This is a genomic window from Nocardia sp. NPDC004278 (genome assembly GCF_053602975.1).
The window spans coordinates 71,036-93,222 of record NZ_JBSGEQ010000013.1 but is presented as its reverse complement, the minus strand read 5'-3'; the positions used below and the strand labels follow the sequence as shown (position 1 = coordinate 93,222).

Below are 22,187 nucleotides of genomic sequence, written 5' to 3'. Positions count from 1 at the left end.
GTGTCTTGTGTCAGTGATTCGTCCTCGTCGGGGTGCCTCTGACCTGCGGTGAGGAATTTTGACTGGCAATACGACGCTGATCAAAACTACCGAGATGCCTTGGGACGAGCCGATTTTGCCATTAGATCTTGCTCGAATCCGCGTCTGTTGAGGATCGATGGCGGAACCCGGCGCACCGGCCGCGCATCCTCGAACCGCACTGCTGTGCACGAGGACAGCGTCAGCCGCTGCTGGGCGCCGACCACATCGACGAAGTCCACCTCAACCAGACCGGCAGAGGCCTGCCCCCATTCGACAGCTGCATCGGCCACCATCCGCGCGATACGATCACGACAACGGGCAAACCGTACTGACAGAACTGGCGGAACGAGCAAGATTCACTGTCACAGAAGAGAAATGAGGGGTCGGTGCGGAAAGCCTTGCGGATCGCTGTTGCGCAACCTCGGTGCGTATCGCATGCGGTAGCCGCCAACGTGCAGGCGCATGTCGAGCTGATCCGGGCCGCGCGGGCACGGGTGGTGGTATTCCCGGAGATGTCGCTGACCGGCTATGAGCTGGATGCCGACATTGTTGCGCCGCAAGATATTCGGCTGGCTCCCATCGTTGCCGCGTGCGCGGACACCGGAACGATCGCGTTGGTCGGGGCACCGACGCCGGGACCGTCGATCGGTATTATCGCCGTCGATCACCGCGGAGCGTCGGTCGTCTACCGGAAGGTGTACCTGCACGGCAGCGAGTCCGACCGTTTCCGTTCCGGCGAGCCGACGGCACTGGAAGTCGACGGTTGGCGTTTGGGCCTGGCCATCTGCCGAGACACCGGGATCGCCGAGCACGCGCGGCGGACTGCCGCGCTCGATATCCACGGCTATGTGGCCGGTGTGGTGCACAGCGCGGAGGAGGCGGCACTCCACGGCGAGCGCGCCCGCAACGTGGCCACCGAGCACGGCGTGTGGGCAGCCACCGCAGCGTTCGCCGGCTCGACTGGCGGTGGGTTCACACGGACCTCCGGACGTTCGGGCATCTGGTCGACAACAGGTGAATTGCTTGCCCAGGCAGGACCAGACCCCGGCGAGTTCGCCTGCCACACCTTCGAACCAGGCAGTTGAGCAAACTGTACTGACAGAGACGTGGGAACGAGCAAGATCGACCGACAATAGGAAGATCTCGTTTCCGACTGAAACCGGCTCATCTGGGGAGCAATTGCCAGTGCAGCGCCCACGGCACAAAGGCCGCCGCCGCCGCGAACAGCACAATCGTCTGCCAGCGCAGCAGTGCGTCCATCCGGCCTCGCGCCCGCCACCCCGATAGTCCCAGGACGACTGCCGCCACGGGCACCGCCAAGGTCAGCCCGCGCACCAGCAGCCAAGGCAGCGGCTGCCCGGCCGCGAATGACGTCGGCGGCATCTGACTGCCCACCGCCAATATCCCCACCACATAGACCACGCCGCCCAGCGCCGCCAGAAGCCCGGTGACCGACACCGCCCGGGCCGCCCATCGAACCTCCCGAGCACCATCGGATAGCTTGCGCCGCAGCATCATCCGCCCGATGGCCGACAGCGGGTAGACAGCGAAGCCGAGGAGCAGCGCGGCCAGCACCGCGTACTCGAGACCGGGGTGGTCGCCCGGTGCGCGGCTGCTCATGGCCTGGGCCGGGGCCGGCGCGGCCCCGCTGGGCGGCGCCTGATCTGCGGCGACCGAATGGATCCAGTCGGTGATCACGTCGGCATAGCCGGGGCCGAGTTCACCCAGTGGCTTGTCCTCGAACAGCTCTCCCCCGACCCTGTCGAAGCCGTCGGTGGTCCGATGCCCATTGTGCCCGGCATTCGGCACGAAACGCGTCGTGACCGAATGATTCCCTGCGGTCGCGAGTTCCCGCTGATAGATCGTGGCACTCTCGGCGCCCGGGACCTTCATATCGTGGTCACCCCACAGGGCCAGTACCGGCACACGCACCTGCCGCAGCGCCGACAGCGGGTCGTAGTCCGCCTCCGGGAACACCCCGGCTCCGTCGACCACGGCCGCGCCCGGTCCGCTCACCGCATCCGACAGGCCTCCCGAAATACCCTTGTGCCGTAACAGATTCGCGAGAAGCCAGGTCTGGGTGCGCATGGGGGTCAGGCCGGAGCCACCGATGGTGACCACGAATCCCACCGTCGTAGACCGCGACGCCGCCAGCATCGCCACCCAGCCGCCCTCACTGAACCCCCACAACCCGATATGCTCGGCAGCTACGTCGGGTCGGTTCCGCAACAGCCGCACCCCGGCGAGCGCATCGTCGGCGAGCACTCCGAAATTCCGGCGGCGAGTGGAGTATCCGACCGTGCGCTTGTCTACGACCAGCGTGGTGATGCCCGCCCGCGCGAAGGCTTCTGCCTCTGGCCGGTATTCCGCCCGCGGCCCCGGCCCCGATCCGCCGACGAGCACAATCCCCGGATGCTGCCCGGCACCTGCAGGACGATAGACCGTGCCGTACAGCGTCAACCCGTCGCTGTCGAACGCCACCTGTTCCTGCCCCGGATCCGCTTGCGGAGGCTGCGCTTCGGCCATTCCGCCGCCGATCCCACCGCACATCAGAACCAGCATCGCAACTATCACCACTCGCATGCCGGAAACGTATGCCCACCAACCGCTCCCAGACATCGCACCGTGGTACCGACACTCCTCCCCCTGCAGTATCAGCCGACGGCCGCGGCAACAGCGCTAGCTGGTCGAGCGGGTCGTACTCCATGGGATATGAGGTCGGCTCTGTCACCAGAGGAACGCGTGTCCAGCAGCATCATCGCACGGTCTGCACCGCAGTCGATCTCACTGCTCAGATCGCCCGCCCAGCGGCAACCTATTGCATCCGGCGATTTCGAAGCCGCCGCTTCTACCCGAACTCGGTGCGGTACACCTATTTTCGCCCGATCCGCGGTCCCGCGCCGGAATCCCCGCCGGGCCGAGCGGACTACCTCGTCTCCTCATCCGGGTGCCACGGTGTGAGCCGAGGTACCCATGGGCGTACGGCCGCTCGGTACCGCTCGTATTCGGCACCAAAGGCGCGCTGGAGGGTGGGCTCCTCATAGAACCGAACGAACAGCGCTTGGCCCGCCGCGATAATGAGCCCGTACCAGGCCAGTGACCACTGGCCCAGGAGCAACGCCTGGCCGAAGACGATCGCCACGACCGCGAGGTACATCGGGTTGCGGACGAAGCGGTTCGGTCCGCCGACGACCAGATGTCGGGTCGGTGCGATCGGTGCCGGCGTGCCCAATCCTTCGACGGCGAACCGGTAGATGGCGTCCAGCAGGACCGGGAGCCCCAGGACGATCAAAGCCACACCGACCAGACGGAGCGCAGCGGGTGCGTGCGTACTGTGCCAGCCCGTGATCAACCAGGGCAGCAGACCCGCGACCGTGCCGGGCACGACGATCGCGAACAGAGTGCTGCCCAGAATCGAGCGAAGGCGGCCCATGCGGGTGAGGATACTGCCCACGATCGGAACTTTCTGGCGTCGAGACACTGCCGAAATCGGCTCTCTCAACCGCCCCGGCTCGGGCGCGGATCGTGTTCGTTACTTCGCCCTGGCGACAGCCTGAACGGCCCGCAGGCGTCCGTCGGCCAGTGCATCGGTGAGGTGCTCGGCTCTTGCGCGGAAGTTGGGCACAAATGCGTGCAGTCCGAGCGGACTGGGCGGCATCGCCAGCACGGTGCGCATCGTTGTCACTGTTGTCGCGGTGAGGTCCGCCCAGTGCTCGACGGCGAAGCCGGCCGACTCGATTACCGCACGCAAGTCCTCAGGAGTGGCCAGGTGACTGTGCTCGGGCCCTTCCGCCCAGGGCAGCGGATAGTCCAGCGCAGCGCCGTCACCGGCGACGATGTCCCACACGGCGAGTCGGCCGCCCTCGGCGGTAACCCTGCGTGCCTCGCGGTAGAGCCGATCCTTGTCGGCCACGTTCATCTGGACGTGCTGGCTGATTACCACCTCGAAAGCGGAAGCAGCGAAAGGAAGTTCGGTTACGTCGGCCTGGCGGATGGTGATCCGATCATCCATGCCCACGAGGCGATTGAGCCAGCGCGCGGTGTCGCAGTATTCGGCGACCATATCGACGCCGGTGACTCGGCAGCCGAAGCGGGCTGCGAGATACCGGGCCGTGCCACCGATGCCGGTGCCCGCATCGAGCACCTCGGTCGCGGGAGTCAGGTCGAGCAATTCCGCGAGCTGATGGGTCGCGATGCGTCCGCTGGCGTGGTAATCCTCGAGCAGCGCGAGATCGGCAGCCTCTAGCCGATCGAGGTCCTTTCCCGCCGCGACGAGGGCCCGCTCGATATTGATCCGGGACATGCCGGTCGCGTATTGGGCCGGGATTTGCGTGTTTGTCATATCCGTTCTTTCTTGTTGTACCCGCGCCTGCGCCGGGCAATTCACGGATGGCCCGTTTCCCTCCCGACGGGGCGGAGACGGGTGAGCACGTCGCGGCAGCCACGGGTGGTCAGCCCGAGCTGCATGGCCTGCTCGATATCGATCACGCCTGTGAGCACTCCGAGCACGGCGGGCGGGGGTCCGTCGAGGACGAGGTCGGGATCGGCGACCTCACCGATGCGCGAATCGACCCGACCCGCGCCGACCTCGACGACGGCATGCGTACCGCCCGAGCAGAGCTGAATGATCGCCGACGGCGCCTCCGGATCGACGTCGGCCACGAACCACGCCGGTGCGTAGGCGAGCCATTGGGCCAGGAAGGCGTCCTCAGGCCGCATATCCGTCATATAGCGAAGACCCCACAGCCCCAAGGCCTTCAGCGCGGGCTCCAGTGCCAGTCCGGTCTCGGTGAGCCGATAGAGGGTGGTCGCTACAGGCGGCGGCGCATCCTCTCGGCTGATCAGTTCGACCTGTTCGAGCTCCCGCAGCCGGGTCGACAACAGGTTGGCAGCAACACCCGGCAGCCCGTTCTTCAAATCGGTGAAGCGGCACGCCCCCTGCAGCAGAAGCTCACGAATGATCAGCAGCGTCCACCGGTCTCCCACAACGTCGAGCGCCTTGGCGATCGAACAGTACTGGTCGTAGCTGCGCATACCACCATCGTATCGCAAAGAAGGTAGACAAAAACTACTTATAAGTTGAAATTTTCTACTATTGGCTTCACGGGTGAATACCAGCGCGGTTTGCTGACGAATTTCGGCTGCTCGACGAGTGCCTGCTCTGTGTTCGATGGGATGCCCGGCCGGATCCGCTATGACAACCTCGAGGCTGCTGTCGCCAGTGTCTCGGGCTTTCACCGCCAGCGGACCGAAACCGAGCGGTGGACCGCCGCGTTCGGGGTCGACCCATGGCATCGACGCGTTCTACTGCCGCCCCGAAGCGCAAGGCGCGCACGAGAAATGCGACACGGAAGGCGGTATCGGCCGCTCCGTTCCCGATTCTCACTTGTGTTAGGCACTAACAGTTGTTAGCGTCTAACATATGGGCAGCGAGCCAGGGCTCCGCGAGACCCACAAGGCGCGCACGCAGCGAACGATTCAGGAACAGGCGATGCGCCTGTTCACCGAACGCGGCTACGACGCCACTACCGTTGCCGACGTCGCCGCCGCGGCCGGGGTGTCGTCGATGACCGTGTTCCGCTATTTCCCCACCAAAGAAGACCTCGTCCTCGCCGACGAATACGACCCGATCATTGTCGAGCGGATCCGGGCCCGGCCGTCAGGACAGTCGCTGATGCACCGCATCGGCGCCGCGTTGGTGGAGGCAGCCGCCGAGCACACCCCGGCCGACCGGGCGATGCTGCTGACCCGGCTGCACCTGTGCCTATCGGCGCCCGCGCTACGAGAACGAATGTGGGACGGGCAATACCGCACCCAGCGCTACATCGTGGAAGCACTCCGCGGTGACCACACGCCACCACACGAGGACTTCGAACTCTGGGTCGCCACTGGCGCTTGCCTGGCCGCGGCGACCGCAGCGATCGTGCGCTGGGCCGAAAACGATGGGCACGACGAGCTTCCCGAGCTGATGACCACTGCCCTGCACCTGATCACACCACCCGACCGACCGCACACCAGGAGCCATCCATGACCGCGATCCGGCGAGTAGTCACCGGCTATGGACCCGACGGCAGAGCCACCGTCGTCTCCGACGATCGCATCGAATCAACCAACCCCGACCACGGCGACAAATGGTCCATCTGGGCCGCGGACGCTCCCGTCCGGCTACCAGACGACGGAACCCCGCCACCGTTCCGTGGTCCTTTGCTCCCGGCCCCTGGCGGCTTCCACATCACCGTGTTCACCCTGCCGCCCCACTTCAACCCCGACGATCTCTGGGGCACCGACGATCCCGCCGCGCGGGAAGCGATGTTCAAAGCCGGCACCGACCCCGACACCCACCCGCTCGTCGAGGACCCCAACCCCTACGGCTACGGCGTCGCCAAGGGAGCCTCCACCCTGCACACCACCGCCTCCATCGACTGCCTGATGCAGATCTCCGGCGAATCCGTCTTCGTCCTGGAAGACACCGACATCCGGCTCCAACCCGGCGACTGGCTCATTGTCAACGGCGTCCCACACAGCTGCCGCAACGACCACGACGAACCCGCCGTCCTCGCCGGCATCGTCATCGGAGCCCACCACGACGGCGTCCCACTGCGAACCAACTGATCGACACACAGGCAGCGGCCCGAACACGCCAGCCTTCATCAACAAACGATGTCGACAGTTCGCCGCCATGGCCGACAACAGCAATCGAATGATCTGCCTCATGATCGGCGGGGCACTCGGCTCGCCGCCGCAAACGAATTCCCGGACCAGCTGACAACCGATATGCGGCACTACCGAGCGTTTGCTGATGATCGGCGTCAGACCGTCGCCCAGCCGGGCAGGGGCTCACGTGCCGATAACCACTGTTGCGGTATTCCGCGCGTCGTGCCTCGACTTCCGACCCCTGTGTGTGCTGCCACGATTCCACCGACGATCGCGGCCGTTGTGTCCACATCCCCACCGGCCTCGACGCATGCGATGACGGCGGCTGGATAGTCGTCGAGGAAGGTAGCCGCTGCCCACAGCGTGAACGGCACCGTGTCCTGAGCGCTGACCTGCGCGCCGTTACCGAGTTCGTATGCTGCTTCGGCTACCGATCGGCCGAGTAGCTTCCGAGCTCGCCGGACACCGTCCGCGGTCCGACCATCGACCAGATATGGCTCGACCACGTGCAGTAATTCACTTGGTACACAGCCTTTTCCGCGAGTCGACGCAGCGTGGCTCGCCGCGACGGCGACCACCATGGCACCCACGATCGCTTCCGGGTGCCGATGGGTGACCTCAGCGGAGAGCGCGGCCTGGGCGGCCGCTCGACGCAGGTCCCCAGCGAAGTACGCCCCGAGCGGGGCGACCCGCATCGCGGCTCCGTTCCCCCACGATCCGCGCCCATCGAAAGCAGCTCCGGCCGCTTCGCCCCAGGGGCGCCCGTCGCGAATCTCGTGCAGCACAACGACTGTGCCGCCGCCGTAGCCACGATACGGTTCGCACCGATCGGCGAATGCGGCCGCGAGTATGTCCCGATCGACGAAACCGCGGCCGCGGACTTCCGAATACACCGAACAGGCCATCTCGGTGTCGTCGGTCCACTGCCACGGAGCCGCTGGCAATCGTCCGGCGAGTAGATCAGCTACGGAGCGGCCGGGCACGAAGAACTGAGCACCTAACGCATCGCCAACAGACAAACCCTCGAGGCTGTCGTACGCGAATTCGGAAACCAACGGCATACGGTGGCCAATACTGCCAACCGCAACCAGCTACCGCAACACTCGGCAACAGCGTTGTGGTGCGGAGCACGGTTGCATCGGCCAGAATCGAGCAATGCTCGGGTGGGTGGGCGCCATTGGCGCGCAGGCACATACGAAGACGACTGCGCTGCGCGGGCGAAAGTTCGAGGACTCGAAGTTCTCCGGTCCAAGCCGGTTCGGGAGCGTGAGGTTTCCCGGCCCACCTGGTTCGAACACGCGACGTTCACTTCCGACCGGCAGAACTGGCCACCGACACTGCGCCCCACCGGGGCACTGTCGCCCGAGTGAAACGAGGCGATGCAGGCTGCGCGAATAGCCATTGCCTTCAACGACTTCTATATCAAGTTGTACAGACCGTGCCACTGCCCACCGGTCCGGCCGCGCCGATTGCGGGGCACTCGGGATTATGGTGCTGACATGCCACCGGAGAATTTGGTTGTCGCCGCGGTCGATGTCGGCAAACTGGCGAATGTCGGCTGGTGGCGAATCGTCGGAATCGACGCCAGCGGCGGCCGCGACTTGGATGATCTCGTCACATGTCTCGCGACCGACCTCCGGGCAGGCCGGTCGGTCGCACTCGGATTCGAAGCGCCCCTGTTCATCCCGAACCCTCCCACAGCAAGTGGACTCGGACGACAGCGAGTCGGTGAGGCAGGGCGTCCCTGGTGCGCCGGCGCGGGAACCATCGCACTCGCATTCGGCGTTCAACAGGCCACCTACGTCTTGCACCGGCTCGCCCAGGTGCTCGATCGCCCGATACGCGGCGGAGTGGACGCGGAAGATCTCTTCGACGGCTCACTCGACTTGCTGATCTGGGAGGCGTTCGTATCGGCGGGCGCCAAGGATCGCACTGCCGCCGACCCGCACATCTCCGACGCGCGAGCAGCGGCCGAGGAATTCGAACGCCGCTCCGCCACCGGCGATATCCGATCCGACATCACCGACACCCACGTTCTCAATCTCGCCGCCGCCGCGCTCATCACCTCCGGACTCACCACCGATCCCGCCCTGCTGACCACCCCGTGCCCAGTGGTCAAGGCACCCCCACTCTGACCACGCGACTCGCGACCGGTCAGCGGCAGCAGCGAATGCTGCCGGGCCTGGTGTGGGCGGCAGCGTGGCTCCGGCGGATCGACGCACGGTCAGCGTGTTCCACGGCATCTGTTGGTACCAGGCTGGTTTGCGTTCAGTTCGGCTCCGACTAGGTTCGAGTCCATGGCGGAGAATCCTCGACTTCCCGGACTGACCTTGGCCGATGCCGACTGGCTAGTGGCATCCGCGCTCGCGGTCGGCGCCGAACGCGGCTTCCCGCCACTGGCCGTTGCCGTGATCGATGTGAGCGGCGCGGTGATCGTCCTACGGCGCGCCGACGGCGGCATGCCGATGACCAGTCGGATCGCTGTTGCCAAGGCGCGCACTGCATTACTGTCGTTGCAGCCATCAGGTCTGATCAAGCTGCCGGGCCCGATCGTCGACAGCATCCAACACCTCCACGACGGCGACTTCATTCCATTCGCCGGTGGCGTCCTGATCACCGATAACGGGGTGGTTCTCGGAGCAGCCGGTGCTTCTGGGGCGCACGCAATCGAAGACGAGGAGGCCGTGCAGACCGCTACGGAGCGGTGGCACGAATACCGCTCTCGCACAAAGTAAACGACACCTCGTTCAGCACCGTTCAGTCGGCCTGACCGAATGAGGCAGGCCCGGTCAAGTGCTGTCGCGATCGCCTGACACCGTGGAGGTCTGCATCTCGGTACGGAGAAGTTCGATCAGGGCCGGGAAGCGTTGCTCCAACTCGCCCCGCCGCAACTGGGCCATATTGCTGTTGCCTCGATTCACCTGGCGAATCAGACCGGCCTGACGCAGTACTCGAAAGTGATGTGTGAGTGTGGCTTTCGACACCGGCAGATCGAATGAGCTACAATGCCGCTCGGTTCCATCGGGCGCGGCCAACAAGGTGAGTACCACCCTGCGACGGTGCCGGTCCGCCAATGCGGAGAACACCGCGCCTAGATCCATATCCGCCAAGGCCGGTTCGTCACTGTCCGACACGGTGAAATCTCCTCACACAAGGTATGGCTTGCATCGTACCTCATGCCCCGCTACCGTCCAAGGTATGACAGATTTCGTACCTTCCGTCGACACACCCTATGCCTTGGTCGGTTTCGCCCGCCCCAAACCAGAGCGCGCCGCCGAACTCCGAGAACTGCTGCTGTCGTTCGTCACACCGACTCGGGCCGAGGACGGCGCACTCGAGTACCACTTTCACGAGGACAAGAACGACCCGAACACGTTCGTCTTCTACGAGGTATGGCGATCGAAAGCCGACCTCGACAAACATCTGGCATTGCCCCACCTGCAGGCATTCTGGAACAACCGAATGGACTACCTCGAACAGGACCTCGACATCCGGTGGCTGACCATGCACAGCCCCTACCCCCGGCCGATCGCGCCGTAGCAACGGCGTCGGAGTTCGGTATCACGCTGCGAGGCAAGACCGACACGAACTCGAACGTCCCGCCGGTTAGCCGAGTCGATTCCACACGAACCGATCCCCACGCTCCAGACGGTTGAGCGCGCGCAATCCCGCGGGTGTCACAGTTACGTGTCCGCCGGGGCCACCGGTATCGGGCAGAACCGATACCGGCCAAGGGATCTCGATGAGATAATCGCCACGCCCCGGCGTCGACGAGAACGCTTCACGCGGCCGATCTGGTTCGATACGCTAACTGACGGAACGACTTCCGCTACGCGTCGCTGCGATGTCGCGGGGTCCGTCCGGGCCATATTGCCGGAGCGGGTAGTACGGCCGCGAATTTCGTTACGCGGGAAGGACATCGACTGATGACAGTGCGGCGAGCGGCGGCGGGGGTCGCGGTGACGGCCGGGGTCGGTGCGTTGATGTGCGGAATATTGGCGACGCCAGCGCAGGCGGATCCGCTACCGCAATGGGCGCCGCTCGGCACCACGCTCTACACCTTCGGCGATGCGAATTTCTGTACCGGCGCGATCAGCGTGGCGGTGGAGGCCGCACCGCATCAGCCCGGCCACGTGCTGGCGCACGTGACACCACTGGGTTATCAGCGCGGGCCGTGCGGCAATCACGTGATGCTGGGCTGGGTCGGCTCTGCGGGCGCACGGTCGCAAGAGGTGTATGTGCACACCGATGCGGCGCCGGGCGCCACGGTGACCGTGGACCTGTGGATGGGGATGGGACCCGCCAAGATCATGGCCGACACGTGGCCGATCCAGGGCCCGTTCGCGGAGTGGTATCTGCTGGTGCCCTAGCCGCGTGCCGGGTGCGGGCCGCCAACTGGGGAACGGGAGCGGGTGCAGTTCGGGTCGGCTGCGGGTACTGGGAGGTTGCCCCAGGGCAGGGCGGTTGCATCCGGGTGTCCACACCGCGGTCCGCTCGGGTCGTATGATCAAGTTGATAACCAGCTCTACCCATCGACAGCAGCATGTTCGCCACGCCGACAAGAGGGCTCCCCTTTCCTCGCTCGAGCGCAACCCTGGATTCCGACTTCTCGGCCATGGCCTTCAGGACACTCCGAGGACGGCATTATGCGCACCGAAGGCGATACCTGGGACATTGTGAGCAGCGTCGGCATGACCGCGCTCGGCGTCGCGGCCGCGCGCGCGATCGAGACGAAACGGCCCGATGCCCTGGTCCATGACGAATACGCCGCCCCGTTCGTGGTGGCATCCAGCGATTCGGACATGAACCGACTGATCACCGATTCGACGTTGTGGTCGCAGATCCCGTTCACCTCTGGGTTCATCGGATATCGAAGCAAGTTCTTTGATGATTTCTTCCTGTCCGCGGCGGCGGCCGGAGTGACCCAGGCAGTGATCCTGGCTGCCGGGCTCGATGCCAGGGCCTATCGGCTGGATTGGCCGAGGGACGAGGTCGTGTTCGAGATCGACCAGCCCAAAGTGCTGGAGTTCAAACGTCAGGTGCTCGCCGAATCCGGCGCCGAGCCGAGGTCGGACCGGCGCGAGGTGGCCGTTGATCTGCGCGACGACTGGCCCGCGGCGCTCGTCGCGGCAGGCTTCGCCCCGACCTCGCCCACCGCATGGTCGGCAGAAGGGTTGCTGCCATATCTGCCAGGCGCCGCACAGGATGCCTTGTTCGCGAGAATCGGTCGGCTTTCGGCACCCGGTAGCAGACTGGCGGTGGAGACCATCGACACCAGCGTCGATATTTGCCGTATCGCCGATCAGGAGTCGGAACTCCTGAAGGACACCCCGTTCGGCAAGGTCGACCTCGCGTCGCTGTTCTACACCGACGACCGCACCGATCCGGCCGAATTGCTCACCACCCACGGCTGGACCACCTCGAGCCTGGGCCTGCGGGAACTGGCCACCCGCTACGACCGTCCCCTGGCACCGGTCCCCGAGCCGCTGGCGGAAATGTTCGACAGCACGCAATACCTGACAGCCATCAAGCCGTCCTGAGCTGCTCGGCCAGTGCGACGATGATGCCTTCGGGGCCGCGGAGGTAACAGAGTCGATAGCTGTCCTCGTACTGCTCCAGCTCGCCGATGAGTTCGGCGCCGTGGGTGTGCAGGCGGGCGATGACGTCCTCGATGTCCTGGACGGCAAACATGATGCGGCGTATGCCCAGCGTGTTCGCCGGTGCGATTTTCGGCTCAGCGATGATCGCTGCCGGCGTGCGGAACGTCATCAGCTCGAGTCGGCCGTGGCCATCTGGTGTGCGCATCATCGCGACGTCGACTCGGATGCCGTCGAGCCCGACGACACGGTCCGCCCAACGGCCCTCGACCGGTGCGTTGCCCTCCAGCTCCATGCCGAGTTCGACAAAGAACGCAGTAGCAGCCTCGAGGTCATCGACCACGATGCCCACGTTCTCCATGCGTTGGATCGTCATTGGCGCTCTCCCGGTGTCGTGGGCTACGCCTGTCGTAGCCCTGCACCTGGTAGACGGAGCCGGTGCGGGCTTCTCGACATGGAATCGCCAATCGATTTCGCATTCATCTCGATGATTCGTTCCGGTCTGGACTCTGAGCTTGTGACCCCGCCCGGCGCCGGGTGCGAGGTCAGCTCGCGGGAACGCTGTGCAATATGTTGGCCAGCTGGACTCGTGACTGCGCCCTTGCGGTCGCGCACCCGGAGGACAGCGGATCGCTATTCGAAGAAGCACTCGCGCTGCCCGGCACGGAGCGCTGGATATTCGATCGAGCGCGAATCGAGCTGCTCTACGGTGAACAGCTGCGCCGCGACCGCGCGAACGCGGCCGCCAGGGTCCACCTCGGCACCGCCACGGAGATTTTCACCGAGCTGCGGGCGGCACCCTGGCTGCGGCGGGCACACGCCGAGCTCCGCGCCGCAGGCGAGGCTGCGCCGGCGGCGCGGTCGGCTGCGCTCACCGCGCGTGAACAGGCGGTCGTCGAACTGGCGGCGGCGGGCATGACGAACAAGCAGATCGGTGAACAGCTGTACCTGTCGGCCCGGACCGTCTCCACACATCTGCATCGTGCGTTCCACAAACTCGGGGTCACGCGCCGCAGCGCGCTGCGCGACGCGCTACAGCGTGCGGCGGGCAGCGACGACCAGGTATCGGGCTGAGTGCGTCGAATCGGCGACGTACGTCATTTGACGGATTCCGCACGGCCGCAACAGCCTTAGTCTCGGGCATGTCCGACATCCTTCGAGCTGAGGAAACCGACATGCCATCAACCGATAAGACGGTCGTACTTGTCCACGGCGGATTCGTGGACGGATCCGGCTGGCGCGGTGTGTACGACGAGCTGACCCGTGACGGTTACCGGGTCCGTATCGTGCAGAACGCCACCAAGTCCCTGGGCGACGACGCCGCCACCGTCAAGACCGTCCTCGATGACCTCGACGGTCCCGCGGTGCTGGTCGGGCACTCCTACGGCGGGGCCGTCATCACCGAGGCCGGTCTGCACGAGGCGGTCACCGCGCTCGTCTACATCACCGCCTTCGCGCCCGACAAGGGCGAATCGGTCAACAGCCTGATCGCGACCTTCCCGCAGGACGGTCCGCAGCCGCCGATCCTGCCGCCGCGTGCGGGCTACCTGTTCCTCGATCGGGCGAAGTTCCACGACTCCTTCGCCGGAGATCTGTCCGATGCCGACGCCGCCTTCCTCGCCGACTCCCAGGTCCCCTGGGGGGTCGACGCGCTCGGCACCACCATCACGGAGGCCGCCTGGCGGGTCAAGCCCAGCTGGTACCTGCACGTCACCGAGGACCGGATGATCCCACCTGCCGCACAGCGGTCGATGGCCGAACGCATGGGGGCGACCGTCCGCGAAACACCCGGAAGCCACGCCGTCTACGTCTCCCGGCCCGCAACCGTCGCCGAAATCATCCGCGCCGCAGCGCAATAACACCCATCCACACGGCCACGCCCCGCCGGGCCGAGCCGTGACGCCGCACGGGCACCGGCCCCAGAGACATCAGGGACCGGTGCCCGTTTCATCATCGACTTCCCCTACCAGACCGACGAAATCTTCATCCGTGCAATCGAATACATCAACAGTCCGGACATCGCGCCCGCCGAAGCAAGGCGATTCTGGAAACCAATGCCCAACAGCTGCTCGACCTCGGCACCGCACAGCGGAAAGCGTGAGCGAGCATCGGGCGTGTCAGCGCGTTGAATATCATGGGCCCGAGGCCATGTAGGCCGCCAGAATGTCGTTCGGGTGCCGGTCGAGGTTGGTCCGAGCAGTCCAGGCGAGCATCACGCCAACCGCTCATACAACTGATCGAACCGGTTCCCGAGCTCGGTGTAGGTAGCCAACCACCCACTGCTGGCAGCGATCTCACACAGCGGCCCGGTCACCAGGAACAGAAACCTCAGATCGGGCAACCGACTCATGTCACCCCGCCCAATCAGATCCGAATGCTCGGTGAGATCCCCCACCAGCTCATCCTCATCCGCATACCGAGACTGCCAGCTCAGATCCTGCGGCCCCGCCCGCACGATCGCCATGACCTGATCGAGGATGTCGAGTATCTGCGCCGCCTCCGACTTCACCCCGCCAGCTTGGCACGCCCGAATCGGACCCGGCCGACGACACCGCGCCGCAACGGGGTTCTGGCGCAAACAGTGTGATCGTCATCCGGGGAGATGCTGAGCGGTTGCGTTGATGCGTTGATGCAAATCGAGCTTCGCCCTGCCAAACACTGACGCTTCAGATGCTTCAGATGCTTCAGATGCTTTCAGATGCTTCAGATGCTTCAGATGCTTCAGATGCTTCAGATGCTTCAGTTTATTAACCGCGCCCTCGGCAGGATCATTGCTTCACGGCAGCGTGAGCCGGGCAGTTACCGCGGCGAAGCCGTGTTCGAGCCCCCGTACTGTCATGTCAAGAGCTCAAAGCTGTTCGCGGAGGACGGCGACTTCGGCTGCGGGATCGGGGGGACGACGGGTCCGCAGGTACGCGGCCATGATGACCGCGATGGCGATGACGATCGGGGCGATGGCGATGCCCGCGTTGTCCGGGCGGTCGGCCATCAAGAACGCCGCGGCCAGGGTGAAGGCGGGAATGCCCCACTGAACCGCGGCGAGCACGCCCGCGGCGTGGCCGATGCGTGGGTCCGGGCGCCGCAACTGCCTGCGTGTGAAGCCGGATCCGGCGCCGATGGCCATGGTGGACAGCACGCCCGCGGCGACCCATGGGCCGCCTTTGGCGTGGTCGCCGAGCAGCGCTCCGCCGGTCGCGAACACCACGATGCACAGCACCGGGATGGTCCAAAGCGTCACGCGCACGGTGCGTTCGGTCGCGGCGGGGAAGGAACTGCCGAGCCGGATGCGGCTCAGCTCCACGCATTGCACACCGACCACGATGGTCAGCGCGAGCGCGAGCGTGATGTGCACACCGAGCAGCAGCGGACTGGGGGACATGGTTGAACTCCTTGCTATTTGACGGGATCTATGTCAGGCGGGAACGGTGACTTCCGGCGACGGGGCTGCGACGAAGTCGCGCTGCCGGATCCGGCTGAGGACGGCCGGCGAACGCGGTGACCGAGCCGATGGCCAGCACATGGTCGAACGCGCCGCGGCGTAACTGTGCGCGGCAGACCGGCTCACGCAGCTGTCAGAGCATCCGTATCGACCAGCACCCACTGTTCGGCGAGCCGCCCCTCTCTGGTGTGGTAGAAGACCATCCCCGACTGGGTGATCTCGCGCCCACTGGCCGGCACCCCGAACAATGCCCCGACGTGTCTGCCGTGCAGGGTCCACCGCGCCGCGACCCGGTCTCCGGCGCTGACCACATCCTCGATGTCGAAACGCAGGTCGGCGAACCCGGACCGAAGTGTCTCGAGACTGGCCAAGACCTGCTCGATGCCCGCACGCGCCGGTCCACCCGGCCGGGAGTGCACCACGAAATCGGGCGCGAACACCTCCTCGATCAGCTCGTCGCGGCCGTCGGTTGCGATGTCGCGGTAGAAGCGCGCGACCAGGTCTGCCGGTGTGGTGTTCATGGAAGTCTCCCGAATGATCGAATCTATTTGGTGACCAAATTATTTGGTGAGGCAACTATATGGCGGGAATAGTAGGGTGTCAACCGTGAACTCCTCATCGTCGAACCCGGCCGAACTGCTGGCGGTACTGCGGGACGTGGCCGCGCTATTCGCACGCCTCAATCAGCGGGTCGGCAGCACGGTCGACCTCATGGCGGTAGATCTGGAATGCCTGGACGTGATCGCCCGCACCGGACCCACCACACCGACCGCGGTCGCCACCGCACTGGGCGTGCATCCGGCAACGGCGACCGGGATCATCGATCGCCTCGTTCGCGGCGGCTGGGCCACTCGCGAACCCGATCCGCGCGACCGCCGCCGGGTCATCGTCACCGCTCTGCGCGACCGCGGCGCAGAGCTCACTCGCGGCTTCCGCCCCATGGCGACGGCCATGCAGCAACTGCTGAGCGGTTACAGCGACGAGCAACTCGCCCTGATCACCCGTTTCCTGCACGACACCGCCGATGCTGCCCAGCAATCGCTGCCCCGAATCGGAGACGGCGACAAGGCATTCGATAAATCGCCGTGACGAGAGCAGCGACGTGACCGGTCACCTCGCCGCCGGAATCTGGGTCATGATGCTGTTCGTGGCCAATACTGTGCCCGCGATCGATCTCGGCAAGCCGCCTGCCGCGTCGGCGCCGGATTTGCCGTCTTTGGTTGCGACGCATCGCGATCCGGATCTGCGTCGCGGCTGGCCACCTCATTGGCTGACGAAACCGACGCCCGAAACCGGCTGGAAACTTGGGCCATCGGCTGAGCTCAGGCGACATGGTTCATGTTTCGCTGTGGCACAACTTCGAACACTTGGTTTCCCATATGACCCCTGCCCTACGTTCCACTGGCGGCTAGATATTCCGCCGCCCGCTCATCGATCTCGCTCACACCCGCGATATGCAGGCAAAGCGCCACGGCTGCGCGTATGTCGCGGGCAACATTTCCTGGTGCGCCCCGATCGGACGCCAGCGATTGCTTCGAACACGGATGTCCATGCGGTGCAGCCCTGTTCGAGTTCGCCGCCCGGGCGGCGGAACAAATCCACCGACCACCCCCCAATCCGATCGGTCGAGAATGCGCTGGTGCAGGGGCGCTCTCGGCGTTTGCCTGCATCAGCGCATGGTGATCGCTTGTCCAATATTGGGGGTATGGTTGGCCGTGTGCAGACCTGCCGTTGATGGCAGGGTGTCGCGCACCGGGAGATCGCGGCGCAGCAGGTCTCCTGTACTGAGGTAGCCGATACCGCATGGGTCCGGGTAAGACGTCGTGGCTTTGCGTTTGCGGGCGCTGAGCTGGAATTGTTCGGCGGCGACGGCCATGTCACCCGAATCGCGTAGCGCGCACGCGGTTTCGTGGGCGAGGCTCGCTTCGGAGAAGAAGAACACCCGAGCGGGCCTCATGATCGGAGTCGGAAGCGGCGGCAAGATCACGATCGGCCTCGAGCAGGGCTTTCGCCGACTCGGCCTGCTGTCTCGCTGCGCTCAATGCCTCAGCGTGCACAACCTTTAACAGCGCGCGTTCACGTGGGCAGGCGGCTTGGGATCGGGCTGCCCGGTTTGAGCATGGCGTAGAGGACGTCGCAGCGGCGTCGGCCAAGCTGTCGCCTGCCAGGTTGAACGGCGGCAAACGACACACGGCCCCAGGACGAGCGGAGCTGTCGCGGAGCCGAATTCGTTCGCAGCGGCCGGTGTGGCGGTTGCAGAGACTGCACGCCGAACGATGCAGTGGCTATGACGTCACAAGGGCCGACGAGGCCTCGGGGCCACACGCTGGAATCGATACGTTGGCACATCAATCGAGAGGATCAACTGCGCGCAGGTGTATCAGCGCGGGCTGGTTCAGTGTTGAGCACGAACACCCTCGTCGTTGCTGGGACCGCTTTCGCTCTGTCCATCAAGGGATCTCATGGACCGAGCGCCATTGCGCTCGTGGCGGCCTCCGGTGCGCTCGTGTTTGTCGGTGCATCGGTAATTCTCGCGGCGAGGGTATTGATTTCTGTGCGCGGAACAGAACGCCTGTTCTCGGAACCACGCGACGATGCGGCATCGGTCTACGCCTACCCCACCATCTGTCTCAGATGGGCGAATTTCGACGCTTTCAAGACCTCGGTCATGGACCAATCACCGGAGCAGCAACTTCGGGGAGCGCTTGTCGAACTTTGGCGTGCGTCCTACCTTCACCAAGCCCGCCGTGTTCGGCTTCGACGCGCAATGGTGTGCTTACTCATCTCGATCGGCTTCCTGCTCGTGGCAGTGGGTTCAGCGACGATCACAGCTCGACACGGCTGAGTTACTTTTCCGAGGCACCGAGAGGTCACCTCAACGCCGTGACACTAATTCCCGCCGACGCGACCTGGGCACCGTAGGCGTTTGGATGTCGATTGCCGATTGTCTGATGACTACGCGATCACCTATTTCAGACCATCCGGTGTCCTCGATGACGAAGTGGACAGATTCGTGCACGTGGCGCTGTAGATCGGTCGCAGAGTTGGTAGGGATGAGCTGGAGAAGCATTTCGACGGTTTTCATCGGGAGGAGGCGCAGTAGTCCTATGTGTTAGGGGTTTCCGGTCTGTTCGGCGGTGAGCCAGTGGGCGTCAGCGGAGTGGACGACGATGTGCGGCTCGGTCACGTGCTGGTCGTACGAACGCGTAACCAGACCGGTCGCGATACCGTGCGTACTTACGCGTTCGTAGCAGGTTCGGCTGGACGCCGGGCGCGGGATCAGCGGACGAAGAATTTCGCCCAGGGGTCGTCGGCTCGTGCGGTCCAGTAGTTGCTGAACAGGAACTGTGCTGCCGCGATGTCTTCTGGCGCTGGCTCTTCAGTTCTCGGGGGAAGCTCACGCTTCGGTGCCGGTCTCGCGAGCCCCTTGATCACTTGCTCGAATCCGCCCGGGGTATAGCCGTTGAGTACACGGCAGGCATCGCTCGTGACGTTGAAACTGTGCACGGTGCCCCGAGGAATCCAGAGAGAGTCACCATCTTGCCCCGACGACGTTTCGCCCTCGAGTTCGAAGTCGACAGTGCCGTCGAGGACATAAAACCATTCGTCGACATTGTGCACGTGCTTGGTATGCGCGCCAGAGTCTTTCGGCATCAACTGCTCGGTGACCGAAAACACGCCCCCAGTTTGATGGGCCTCCAGCAGCGGAATCCACAGCAGATCGAGCATCCAAAACGCCGGTGCGTCTCTTCGGCTGCTCAAGAGGGCGGGAAGTTGCGCCTCGAAGAACGAGGGTGTGGTGGGGGTCATCGCGGCCTGCCTTCCAGGAGGTGGAGTCAAACCAGATACCGGCGTCCGACAGCCGCAGTTTGCCCCGACCCGACGCCGTCCGAAATTGAAACACACGAGGTCGTGCCATTTCGGTAGGCGACCTTCCGTTTCCGTTATCCGAGCATTGACCAGCGTGGCACCATGGCCGGGCGTTCCGGGAATCGGGCATCGGATAGTTCGCGTCCGAAATGTCCGGAGCCGGGCCACGCTTCTCGAATCCGATGCTGCGGCGCATGTTTGTGCGCGATGATACTTCGGTACAGCACACCCAAGACACCAGGAGTTTGCTGGCTTCGGAGGGAGAGTGTGTCATGTCGGATCTTTCACTTGGCGATGACAATACCGCCGATGGTCAAACGTATTTGGCGATGGAGTCCGACCAAGGGGGCGGCGGGGTGACAGGGGAGATAGCTGCCCTCGCGGTGGTATCGAAAGTCAACGGGTACGCCGCCGTCGTCGGTACGGCGCAGGGACACAGCGCGATCGTGGGGCAGGCCACAAGAACTGGTGCGCCCCTGCCATTCGGGGATCCATTCGAGGCCGGGGTTGCCGGCTTCGGCGAAACAGTGGGTGTCGGTGCCGTCGGTATGACGTACGGCGTCTACGCGGCGGGCCACGATCGTACGGGGGTTGGCGTACGAGGCGAAGGCGACACGGGAGTACACGCTCAGGGGCGCCGACTCGGTATTGTCGGCACCGGCGGCACCCCGGATACACGCGATCCTGTTGGTGTGGACGGAGCCGTCGGCGTGGTCGGGATGGGAATTGACGCCGGTGTCCGTGGTAGTGCCGAAACGCAGACCGGGTATGGCGGTATGTTCACCTCTACTAATCAAGCCCCGATCAACCTCGACCCAAAACAGTTGAGCGGTGACTTTGCCCAAGAAACCGATGCCGTAGTCAAGGCGATACCGCCGAGTCAAACGCCGGTCGATGCCCTGCCCTCGAACGCAAGGGCAGGCGATCTAATGCCGCTTCGTGTGGAATCCGGAATGTGCACCCTTTGGTTCTGTGTACGGGGTGACGGAATCAGCGATAAGGCCTTGTGGGCGCAAGTCCTGTTGGGGAGTGCTTTTGCGCCGATTCACGGTTGACCACGATGGCGCCCGCCTTGTCCCGCATGCCCTGGGGATACGCGAAACTTGCACCCGAAGTGCCCTTCTGAAACCGGACCGATCGCTGCCTGGATGACAGCAATAATCCCAGCTCGAAGGGCACTTTTCTCATCCATTGGATCGAGGCTGAGACAGACGAGTGCCTCAGCTTGTGACGGGCATCGCCGACTTGGTCGCCGTGACGAGTCTGGTGGGAAACCAGGGCCGCCCCACCACATGCGCCAGCCGAGGTTACGTCGCCGCAGGTCGGTCAGCCCGAGTTCGTGCAAGCGTGCGCGGTGTCGATCCGTGGCCCACAGATCGGCGATGGCCAGTCGACCGCCGGGGCGGAGCACGCGGACGCCTTCGTCGATGGCGGCACGCCGACCGGCGGCAGATGGGATGTTGTGCAGTACCAGGTTGCTGATGATCAGGTCGAAGGTGTTGTCGGCGAACGGCAATTGTGTGATGTCACCGGTTTCCACCTCGACCCGGTCGGCGACGCCTTCGCGCTCGGCATTGCGCCGAGTGGCGTCCGGGCTGTTGCCGGTCTGGTCGGCGTGCCACAGATCGATGCCGACCGTCCGGCCACGGGGCAGCAGTTCGGCAGCCATCAGGAGCAGCGCGCCGCGTCCACAGCCCAGGTCCAGCACCTGCTCGTCACCGCGCAGCCGGAAATCGTTGAGAATCCGCGCCCATACCTCGAACTTGCCGACTCGGGTCGTGTACAGATAGGAACCCACGAACAGCACCAGCCCGAGCGTGAGCAAGCCGGTCACCACGGCACCGATGAAGGCGCCGGTAGCGATATTGCGCACGGTCAGCGCGATGAGCGCTGCGACGATGGCAGCAATGATCACGGCCTGCCAACGCGCTGGAATCACGCTGAAGTCTCCATCGATGCCGTAGTCACCCCGGCGACGTCGCGGATCCAATGTGGTGGTCATCGCGTTTCCGCCTTCGTCGGCTCCGCCGCAGCGGCGCGTGATCCCGCGAGTCGACCACGGAGGAACTCGGTGATCTCCGCACGGGCGGCCTTGGCCTGTGGCACCACCCCGGGCAGCGTGAGAAACGCGTGCGGTGCCCCGGAATGTTCGGTTACCTGTGCGGGCGTGGCGAATTCACGCAATCGTTCGGCGTACCGGCGGCCGTGATCGGCCACCGGGTCGACCGAACTCTGACGCGGTGCCCAGGATCGAGTGCGCGACCACTGGCGACAGCCGAACCTGCAGAAGATCGACATCTCGCCCACACCCTCGAACGCTGACGGGGCCGAGGCCGACAACGCCGCTGCCCTGCGTCCGCGCACCGCTGGCGTCATCGACGAGCAGCACGTCACCGAAATCAATGAACACCATCAGCGCCGGGTACGGAACCAACTGCAGGTCGACCAGGCTCGTCGCGCCGCCGCGGAACCCGGCCATGCTGACTCCCGCCACCCGGCCCAACCGTGCCGGGACCGCGATATCCACCACAGCCCCAGCGACACGAACCGGCTCGACGGGCACGCCACCATGGTACGAGCCGCTCGGACAGCACGATCGCGGCTAC

The 22,187-nt window shown here is 64.9% G+C and carries 28 protein-coding genes and 1 pseudogene; 13 read left to right on the top strand and 16 right to left on the bottom strand.

The annotated features are described in order from the left end of the window. Nucleotides 1-86: 86 nt before the first annotated feature. The gene (locus ACWEO2_RS21255; RefSeq protein ID WP_452406891.1) at nucleotides 87-314 is read right to left on the bottom strand and encodes a hypothetical protein; all 228 of its coding nucleotides are present in this window, start codon (nucleotides 312-314) and stop codon (nucleotides 87-89) included. A 93-nt stretch (nucleotides 315-407) separates the two neighbouring features. Here ACWEO2_RS21255 and ACWEO2_RS21250 point away from each other — a divergent pair, with 93 nt between their 5' ends. Next, entirely contained in the window at nucleotides 408-1,106 is a 699-nt protein-coding gene (locus tag ACWEO2_RS21250) for a carbon-nitrogen hydrolase family protein (RefSeq protein ID WP_452406890.1), read from the top strand. 79 nt (nucleotides 1,107-1,185) lie between these two features. Here the strand turns inward: ACWEO2_RS21250 and ACWEO2_RS21245 are convergent, their stop codons facing one another. The 4 genes from ACWEO2_RS21245 to ACWEO2_RS21230 all read right to left on the bottom strand — a co-directional run bounded on the left by ACWEO2_RS21245 (nucleotide 1,186) and on the right by ACWEO2_RS21230 (nucleotide 5,316). Further along, the gene (locus ACWEO2_RS21245; RefSeq protein WP_452406889.1) at nucleotides 1,186-2,604 is read right to left on the bottom strand and encodes an alpha/beta hydrolase family protein; all 1,419 of its coding nucleotides are present in this window, start codon (nucleotides 2,602-2,604) and stop codon (nucleotides 1,186-1,188) included. Nucleotides 2,605-2,947: 343 nt separating this feature from the next. Continuing rightward, nucleotides 2,948-3,475: a methyltransferase family protein gene (locus ACWEO2_RS21240; protein WP_452406888.1), complete on the bottom strand. Its 528-nt coding sequence runs from the start codon at nucleotides 3,473-3,475 to the stop codon at nucleotides 2,948-2,950. 78 nt (nucleotides 3,476-3,553) lie between these two features. Further along, a complete protein-coding gene (locus tag ACWEO2_RS21235) occupies nucleotides 3,554-4,363 on the bottom strand; it encodes a class I SAM-dependent methyltransferase (protein WP_452406887.1) in 810 nt (269 codons plus the stop codon). Between the two features lie 41 nt (nucleotides 4,364-4,404). Next, on the bottom strand, nucleotides 4,405-5,316 hold the full coding sequence (locus tag ACWEO2_RS21230) for a winged helix-turn-helix transcriptional regulator (RefSeq protein ID WP_452406886.1): 912 nt from the start codon (nucleotides 5,314-5,316) through the stop codon (nucleotides 4,405-4,407). A gap of 127 nt (nucleotides 5,317-5,443) precedes the next feature. Here ACWEO2_RS21230 and ACWEO2_RS21225 point away from each other — a divergent pair, with 127 nt between their 5' ends. Then, complete coding sequence (locus ACWEO2_RS21225; protein ID WP_452406885.1) at nucleotides 5,444-6,052, top strand: TetR/AcrR family transcriptional regulator; 609 nt, start codon at nucleotides 5,444-5,446, stop codon at nucleotides 6,050-6,052. Continuing rightward, entirely contained in the window at nucleotides 6,049-6,633 is a 585-nt protein-coding gene (locus ACWEO2_RS21220; RefSeq protein WP_452406884.1) for a hypothetical protein, read from the top strand. The genes ACWEO2_RS21225 and ACWEO2_RS21220 overlap by 4 nt, the downstream gene beginning before the upstream one ends. Nucleotides 6,634-6,830: 197 nt before the next feature. On the opposite strand, the gene ACWEO2_RS21215 is transcribed toward ACWEO2_RS21220, so the two are convergent. After that, complete coding sequence (locus ACWEO2_RS21215) at nucleotides 6,831-7,736, bottom strand: ADP-ribosylglycohydrolase family protein (protein WP_452406883.1); 906 nt, start codon at nucleotides 7,734-7,736, stop codon at nucleotides 6,831-6,833. A gap of 438 nt (nucleotides 7,737-8,174) precedes the next feature. On the opposite strand from ACWEO2_RS21215, the gene ACWEO2_RS21210 reads away from it, so the two are divergent. Further along, on the top strand, nucleotides 8,175-8,810 hold the full coding sequence (locus ACWEO2_RS21210) for a hypothetical protein (protein ID WP_452406882.1): 636 nt from the start codon (nucleotides 8,175-8,177) through the stop codon (nucleotides 8,808-8,810). Between the two features lie 162 nt (nucleotides 8,811-8,972). Continuing rightward, nucleotides 8,973-9,410, top strand: a complete 438-nt coding sequence (locus tag ACWEO2_RS21205) for a GlcG/HbpS family heme-binding protein (RefSeq protein ID WP_452406881.1) — start codon at nucleotides 8,973-8,975, stop codon at nucleotides 9,408-9,410. Between the two features lie 54 nt (nucleotides 9,411-9,464). Here ACWEO2_RS21205 and ACWEO2_RS21200 read toward each other — a convergent pair whose 3' ends face one another. Then, a complete protein-coding gene (locus tag ACWEO2_RS21200) occupies nucleotides 9,465-9,809 on the bottom strand; it encodes an ArsR/SmtB family transcription factor (protein ID WP_355180527.1) in 345 nt (114 codons plus the stop codon). A gap of 64 nt (nucleotides 9,810-9,873) precedes the next feature. On the opposite strand from ACWEO2_RS21200, the gene ACWEO2_RS21195 reads away from it, so the two are divergent. From ACWEO2_RS21195 to ACWEO2_RS21185, 3 genes are all read left to right on the top strand, one after another. Continuing rightward, on the top strand, nucleotides 9,874-10,215 hold the full coding sequence (locus tag ACWEO2_RS21195) for a putative quinol monooxygenase (RefSeq protein WP_452406880.1): 342 nt from the start codon (nucleotides 9,874-9,876) through the stop codon (nucleotides 10,213-10,215). 386 nt (nucleotides 10,216-10,601) lie between these two features. Next, a complete protein-coding gene (locus ACWEO2_RS21190) occupies nucleotides 10,602-11,045 on the top strand; it encodes a hypothetical protein (protein ID WP_452406879.1) in 444 nt (147 codons plus the stop codon). Nucleotides 11,046-11,321: 276 nt separating this feature from the next. After that, nucleotides 11,322-12,215: a class I SAM-dependent methyltransferase gene (locus ACWEO2_RS21185; protein WP_452406878.1), complete on the top strand. Its 894-nt coding sequence runs from the start codon at nucleotides 11,322-11,324 to the stop codon at nucleotides 12,213-12,215. Here ACWEO2_RS21185 and ACWEO2_RS21180 read toward each other — a convergent pair. Next, the gene (locus tag ACWEO2_RS21180) at nucleotides 12,202-12,648 is read right to left on the bottom strand and encodes a VOC family protein (RefSeq protein WP_452406877.1); all 447 of its coding nucleotides are present in this window, start codon (nucleotides 12,646-12,648) and stop codon (nucleotides 12,202-12,204) included. The two genes, ACWEO2_RS21185 and ACWEO2_RS21180, sit on opposite strands and share 14 nt — an antisense overlap. A 194-nt stretch (nucleotides 12,649-12,842) precedes the next feature. On the opposite strand from ACWEO2_RS21180, the gene ACWEO2_RS21175 reads away from it, so the two are divergent. Continuing rightward, a complete protein-coding gene (locus ACWEO2_RS21175) occupies nucleotides 12,843-13,346 on the top strand; it encodes a helix-turn-helix transcriptional regulator (RefSeq protein ID WP_452406876.1) in 504 nt (167 codons plus the stop codon). A 101-nt stretch (nucleotides 13,347-13,447) separates the two neighbouring features. Continuing rightward, complete coding sequence (locus ACWEO2_RS21170; RefSeq protein WP_452406875.1) at nucleotides 13,448-14,131, top strand: alpha/beta fold hydrolase; 684 nt, start codon at nucleotides 13,448-13,450, stop codon at nucleotides 14,129-14,131. A gap of 353 nt (nucleotides 14,132-14,484) precedes the next feature. Here the strand turns inward: ACWEO2_RS21170 and ACWEO2_RS21165 are convergent, their stop codons facing one another. The 3 genes from ACWEO2_RS21165 to ACWEO2_RS21155 all read right to left on the bottom strand — a co-directional run bounded on the left by ACWEO2_RS21165 (nucleotide 14,485) and on the right by ACWEO2_RS21155 (nucleotide 16,232). Next, complete coding sequence (locus tag ACWEO2_RS21165) at nucleotides 14,485-14,781, bottom strand: hypothetical protein (RefSeq protein ID WP_452406874.1); 297 nt, start codon at nucleotides 14,779-14,781, stop codon at nucleotides 14,485-14,487. 339 nt (nucleotides 14,782-15,120) lie between these two features. Further along, the gene (locus tag ACWEO2_RS21160; RefSeq protein ID WP_452406873.1) at nucleotides 15,121-15,651 is read right to left on the bottom strand and encodes a hypothetical protein; all 531 of its coding nucleotides are present in this window, start codon (nucleotides 15,649-15,651) and stop codon (nucleotides 15,121-15,123) included. Nucleotides 15,652-15,833: 182 nt separating this feature from the next. After that, nucleotides 15,834-16,232, bottom strand: a complete 399-nt coding sequence (locus ACWEO2_RS21155) for an ester cyclase (protein ID WP_452406872.1) — start codon at nucleotides 16,230-16,232, stop codon at nucleotides 15,834-15,836. A gap of 85 nt (nucleotides 16,233-16,317) precedes the next feature. Between ACWEO2_RS21155 and ACWEO2_RS21150 the strand changes: the two genes are divergently transcribed. After that, nucleotides 16,318-16,800, top strand: a complete 483-nt coding sequence (locus tag ACWEO2_RS21150) for a MarR family transcriptional regulator (RefSeq protein ID WP_452406871.1) — start codon at nucleotides 16,318-16,320, stop codon at nucleotides 16,798-16,800. Between the two features lie 580 nt (nucleotides 16,801-17,380). On the opposite strand, the gene ACWEO2_RS21145 is transcribed toward ACWEO2_RS21150, so the two are convergent. Continuing rightward, on the bottom strand, nucleotides 17,381-17,668 hold the full coding sequence (locus ACWEO2_RS21145; protein ID WP_452406870.1) for a hypothetical protein: 288 nt from the start codon (nucleotides 17,666-17,668) through the stop codon (nucleotides 17,381-17,383). 444 nt (nucleotides 17,669-18,112) lie between these two features. Here ACWEO2_RS21145 and ACWEO2_RS21140 point away from each other — a divergent pair, with 444 nt between their 5' ends. Further along, entirely contained in the window at nucleotides 18,113-18,556 is a 444-nt protein-coding gene (locus tag ACWEO2_RS21140) for a hypothetical protein (protein ID WP_452406869.1), read from the top strand. Between the two features lie 434 nt (nucleotides 18,557-18,990). Here the strand turns inward: ACWEO2_RS21140 and ACWEO2_RS21135 are convergent, their stop codons facing one another. Beyond that, nucleotides 18,991-19,521, bottom strand: a complete 531-nt coding sequence (locus ACWEO2_RS21135; RefSeq protein ID WP_452406868.1) for a cupin domain-containing protein — start codon at nucleotides 19,519-19,521, stop codon at nucleotides 18,991-18,993. 332 nt (nucleotides 19,522-19,853) lie between these two features. Here ACWEO2_RS21135 and ACWEO2_RS21130 point away from each other — a divergent pair, with 332 nt between their 5' ends. Beyond that, nucleotides 19,854-20,636: a hypothetical protein gene (locus tag ACWEO2_RS21130; protein ID WP_452406867.1), complete on the top strand. Its 783-nt coding sequence runs from the start codon at nucleotides 19,854-19,856 to the stop codon at nucleotides 20,634-20,636. Nucleotides 20,637-20,801: 165 nt separating this feature from the next. On the opposite strand, the pseudogene ACWEO2_RS21125 reads toward ACWEO2_RS21130, so the two are convergent. From ACWEO2_RS21125 to ACWEO2_RS21115, 3 genes and pseudogenes are all read right to left on the bottom strand, one after another. Beyond that, nucleotides 20,802-21,583 (bottom strand): annotated as a pseudogene (locus ACWEO2_RS21125) (class I SAM-dependent methyltransferase). Further along, the gene (locus tag ACWEO2_RS21120) at nucleotides 21,580-21,765 is read right to left on the bottom strand and encodes a hypothetical protein (protein WP_452406866.1); all 186 of its coding nucleotides are present in this window, start codon (nucleotides 21,763-21,765) and stop codon (nucleotides 21,580-21,582) included. The pseudogene ACWEO2_RS21125 and the gene ACWEO2_RS21120 overlap by 4 nt, the downstream one beginning before the upstream one ends. Then, nucleotides 21,758-22,144, bottom strand: a complete 387-nt coding sequence (locus ACWEO2_RS21115; RefSeq protein WP_452406865.1) for a hypothetical protein — start codon at nucleotides 22,142-22,144, stop codon at nucleotides 21,758-21,760. Before ACWEO2_RS21115 ends, ACWEO2_RS21120 begins: the two co-directional genes overlap by 8 nt. Nucleotides 22,145-22,187: the final 43 nt, after the last annotated feature.

What these genes read in the sequence shown, in the direction of transcription:
- ACWEO2_RS21255 (WP_452406891.1), bottom strand. Translation starts at nt 314, where the DNA reads ATGGTGGCCGATGCAGCTGTCGAATGGGGGCAGGCCTCTGCCGGTCTG.
- ACWEO2_RS21245 (WP_452406889.1), bottom strand. Translation starts at nt 2,604, where the DNA reads ATGCGAGTGGTGATAGTTGCGATGCTGGTTCTGATGTGCGGTGGGATC.
- ACWEO2_RS21235 (WP_452406887.1), bottom strand. Translation starts at nt 4,363, where the DNA reads ATGACAAACACGCAAATCCCGGCCCAATACGCGACCGGCATGTCCCGG.
- ACWEO2_RS21230 (WP_452406886.1), bottom strand. Translation starts at nt 5,316, where the DNA reads ATGCCATGGGTCGACCCCGAACGCGGCGGTCCACCGCTCGGTTTCGGT.
- ACWEO2_RS21225 (WP_452406885.1), top strand. Translation starts at nt 5,444, where the DNA reads ATGGGCAGCGAGCCAGGGCTCCGCGAGACCCACAAGGCGCGCACGCAG.
- ACWEO2_RS21220 (WP_452406884.1), top strand. Translation starts at nt 6,049, where the DNA reads ATGACCGCGATCCGGCGAGTAGTCACCGGCTATGGACCCGACGGCAGA.
- ACWEO2_RS21215 (WP_452406883.1), bottom strand. Translation starts at nt 7,736, where the DNA reads ATGCCGTTGGTTTCCGAATTCGCGTACGACAGCCTCGAGGGTTTGTCT.
- ACWEO2_RS21210 (WP_452406882.1), top strand. Translation starts at nt 8,175, where the DNA reads ATGCCACCGGAGAATTTGGTTGTCGCCGCGGTCGATGTCGGCAAACTG.
- ACWEO2_RS21205 (WP_452406881.1), top strand. Translation starts at nt 8,973, where the DNA reads ATGGCGGAGAATCCTCGACTTCCCGGACTGACCTTGGCCGATGCCGAC.
- ACWEO2_RS21195 (WP_452406880.1), top strand. Translation starts at nt 9,874, where the DNA reads ATGACAGATTTCGTACCTTCCGTCGACACACCCTATGCCTTGGTCGGT.
- ACWEO2_RS21190 (WP_452406879.1), top strand. Translation starts at nt 10,602, where the DNA reads ATGACAGTGCGGCGAGCGGCGGCGGGGGTCGCGGTGACGGCCGGGGTC.
- ACWEO2_RS21185 (WP_452406878.1), top strand. Translation starts at nt 11,322, where the DNA reads ATGCGCACCGAAGGCGATACCTGGGACATTGTGAGCAGCGTCGGCATG.
- ACWEO2_RS21180 (WP_452406877.1), bottom strand. Translation starts at nt 12,648, where the DNA reads ATGACGATCCAACGCATGGAGAACGTGGGCATCGTGGTCGATGACCTC.
- ACWEO2_RS21175 (WP_452406876.1), top strand. Translation starts at nt 12,843, where the DNA reads ATGTTGGCCAGCTGGACTCGTGACTGCGCCCTTGCGGTCGCGCACCCG.
- ACWEO2_RS21170 (WP_452406875.1), top strand. Translation starts at nt 13,448, where the DNA reads ATGCCATCAACCGATAAGACGGTCGTACTTGTCCACGGCGGATTCGTG.
- ACWEO2_RS21160 (WP_452406873.1), bottom strand. Translation starts at nt 15,651, where the DNA reads ATGTCCCCCAGTCCGCTGCTGCTCGGTGTGCACATCACGCTCGCGCTC.
- ACWEO2_RS21155 (WP_452406872.1), bottom strand. Translation starts at nt 16,232, where the DNA reads ATGAACACCACACCGGCAGACCTGGTCGCGCGCTTCTACCGCGACATC.
- ACWEO2_RS21145 (WP_452406870.1), bottom strand. Translation starts at nt 17,668, where the DNA reads ATGAGGCCCGCTCGGGTGTTCTTCTTCTCCGAAGCGAGCCTCGCCCAC.
- ACWEO2_RS21135 (WP_452406868.1), bottom strand. Translation starts at nt 19,521, where the DNA reads ATGACCCCCACCACACCCTCGTTCTTCGAGGCGCAACTTCCCGCCCTC.
- ACWEO2_RS21130 (WP_452406867.1), top strand. Translation starts at nt 19,854, where the DNA reads ATGTCGGATCTTTCACTTGGCGATGACAATACCGCCGATGGTCAAACG.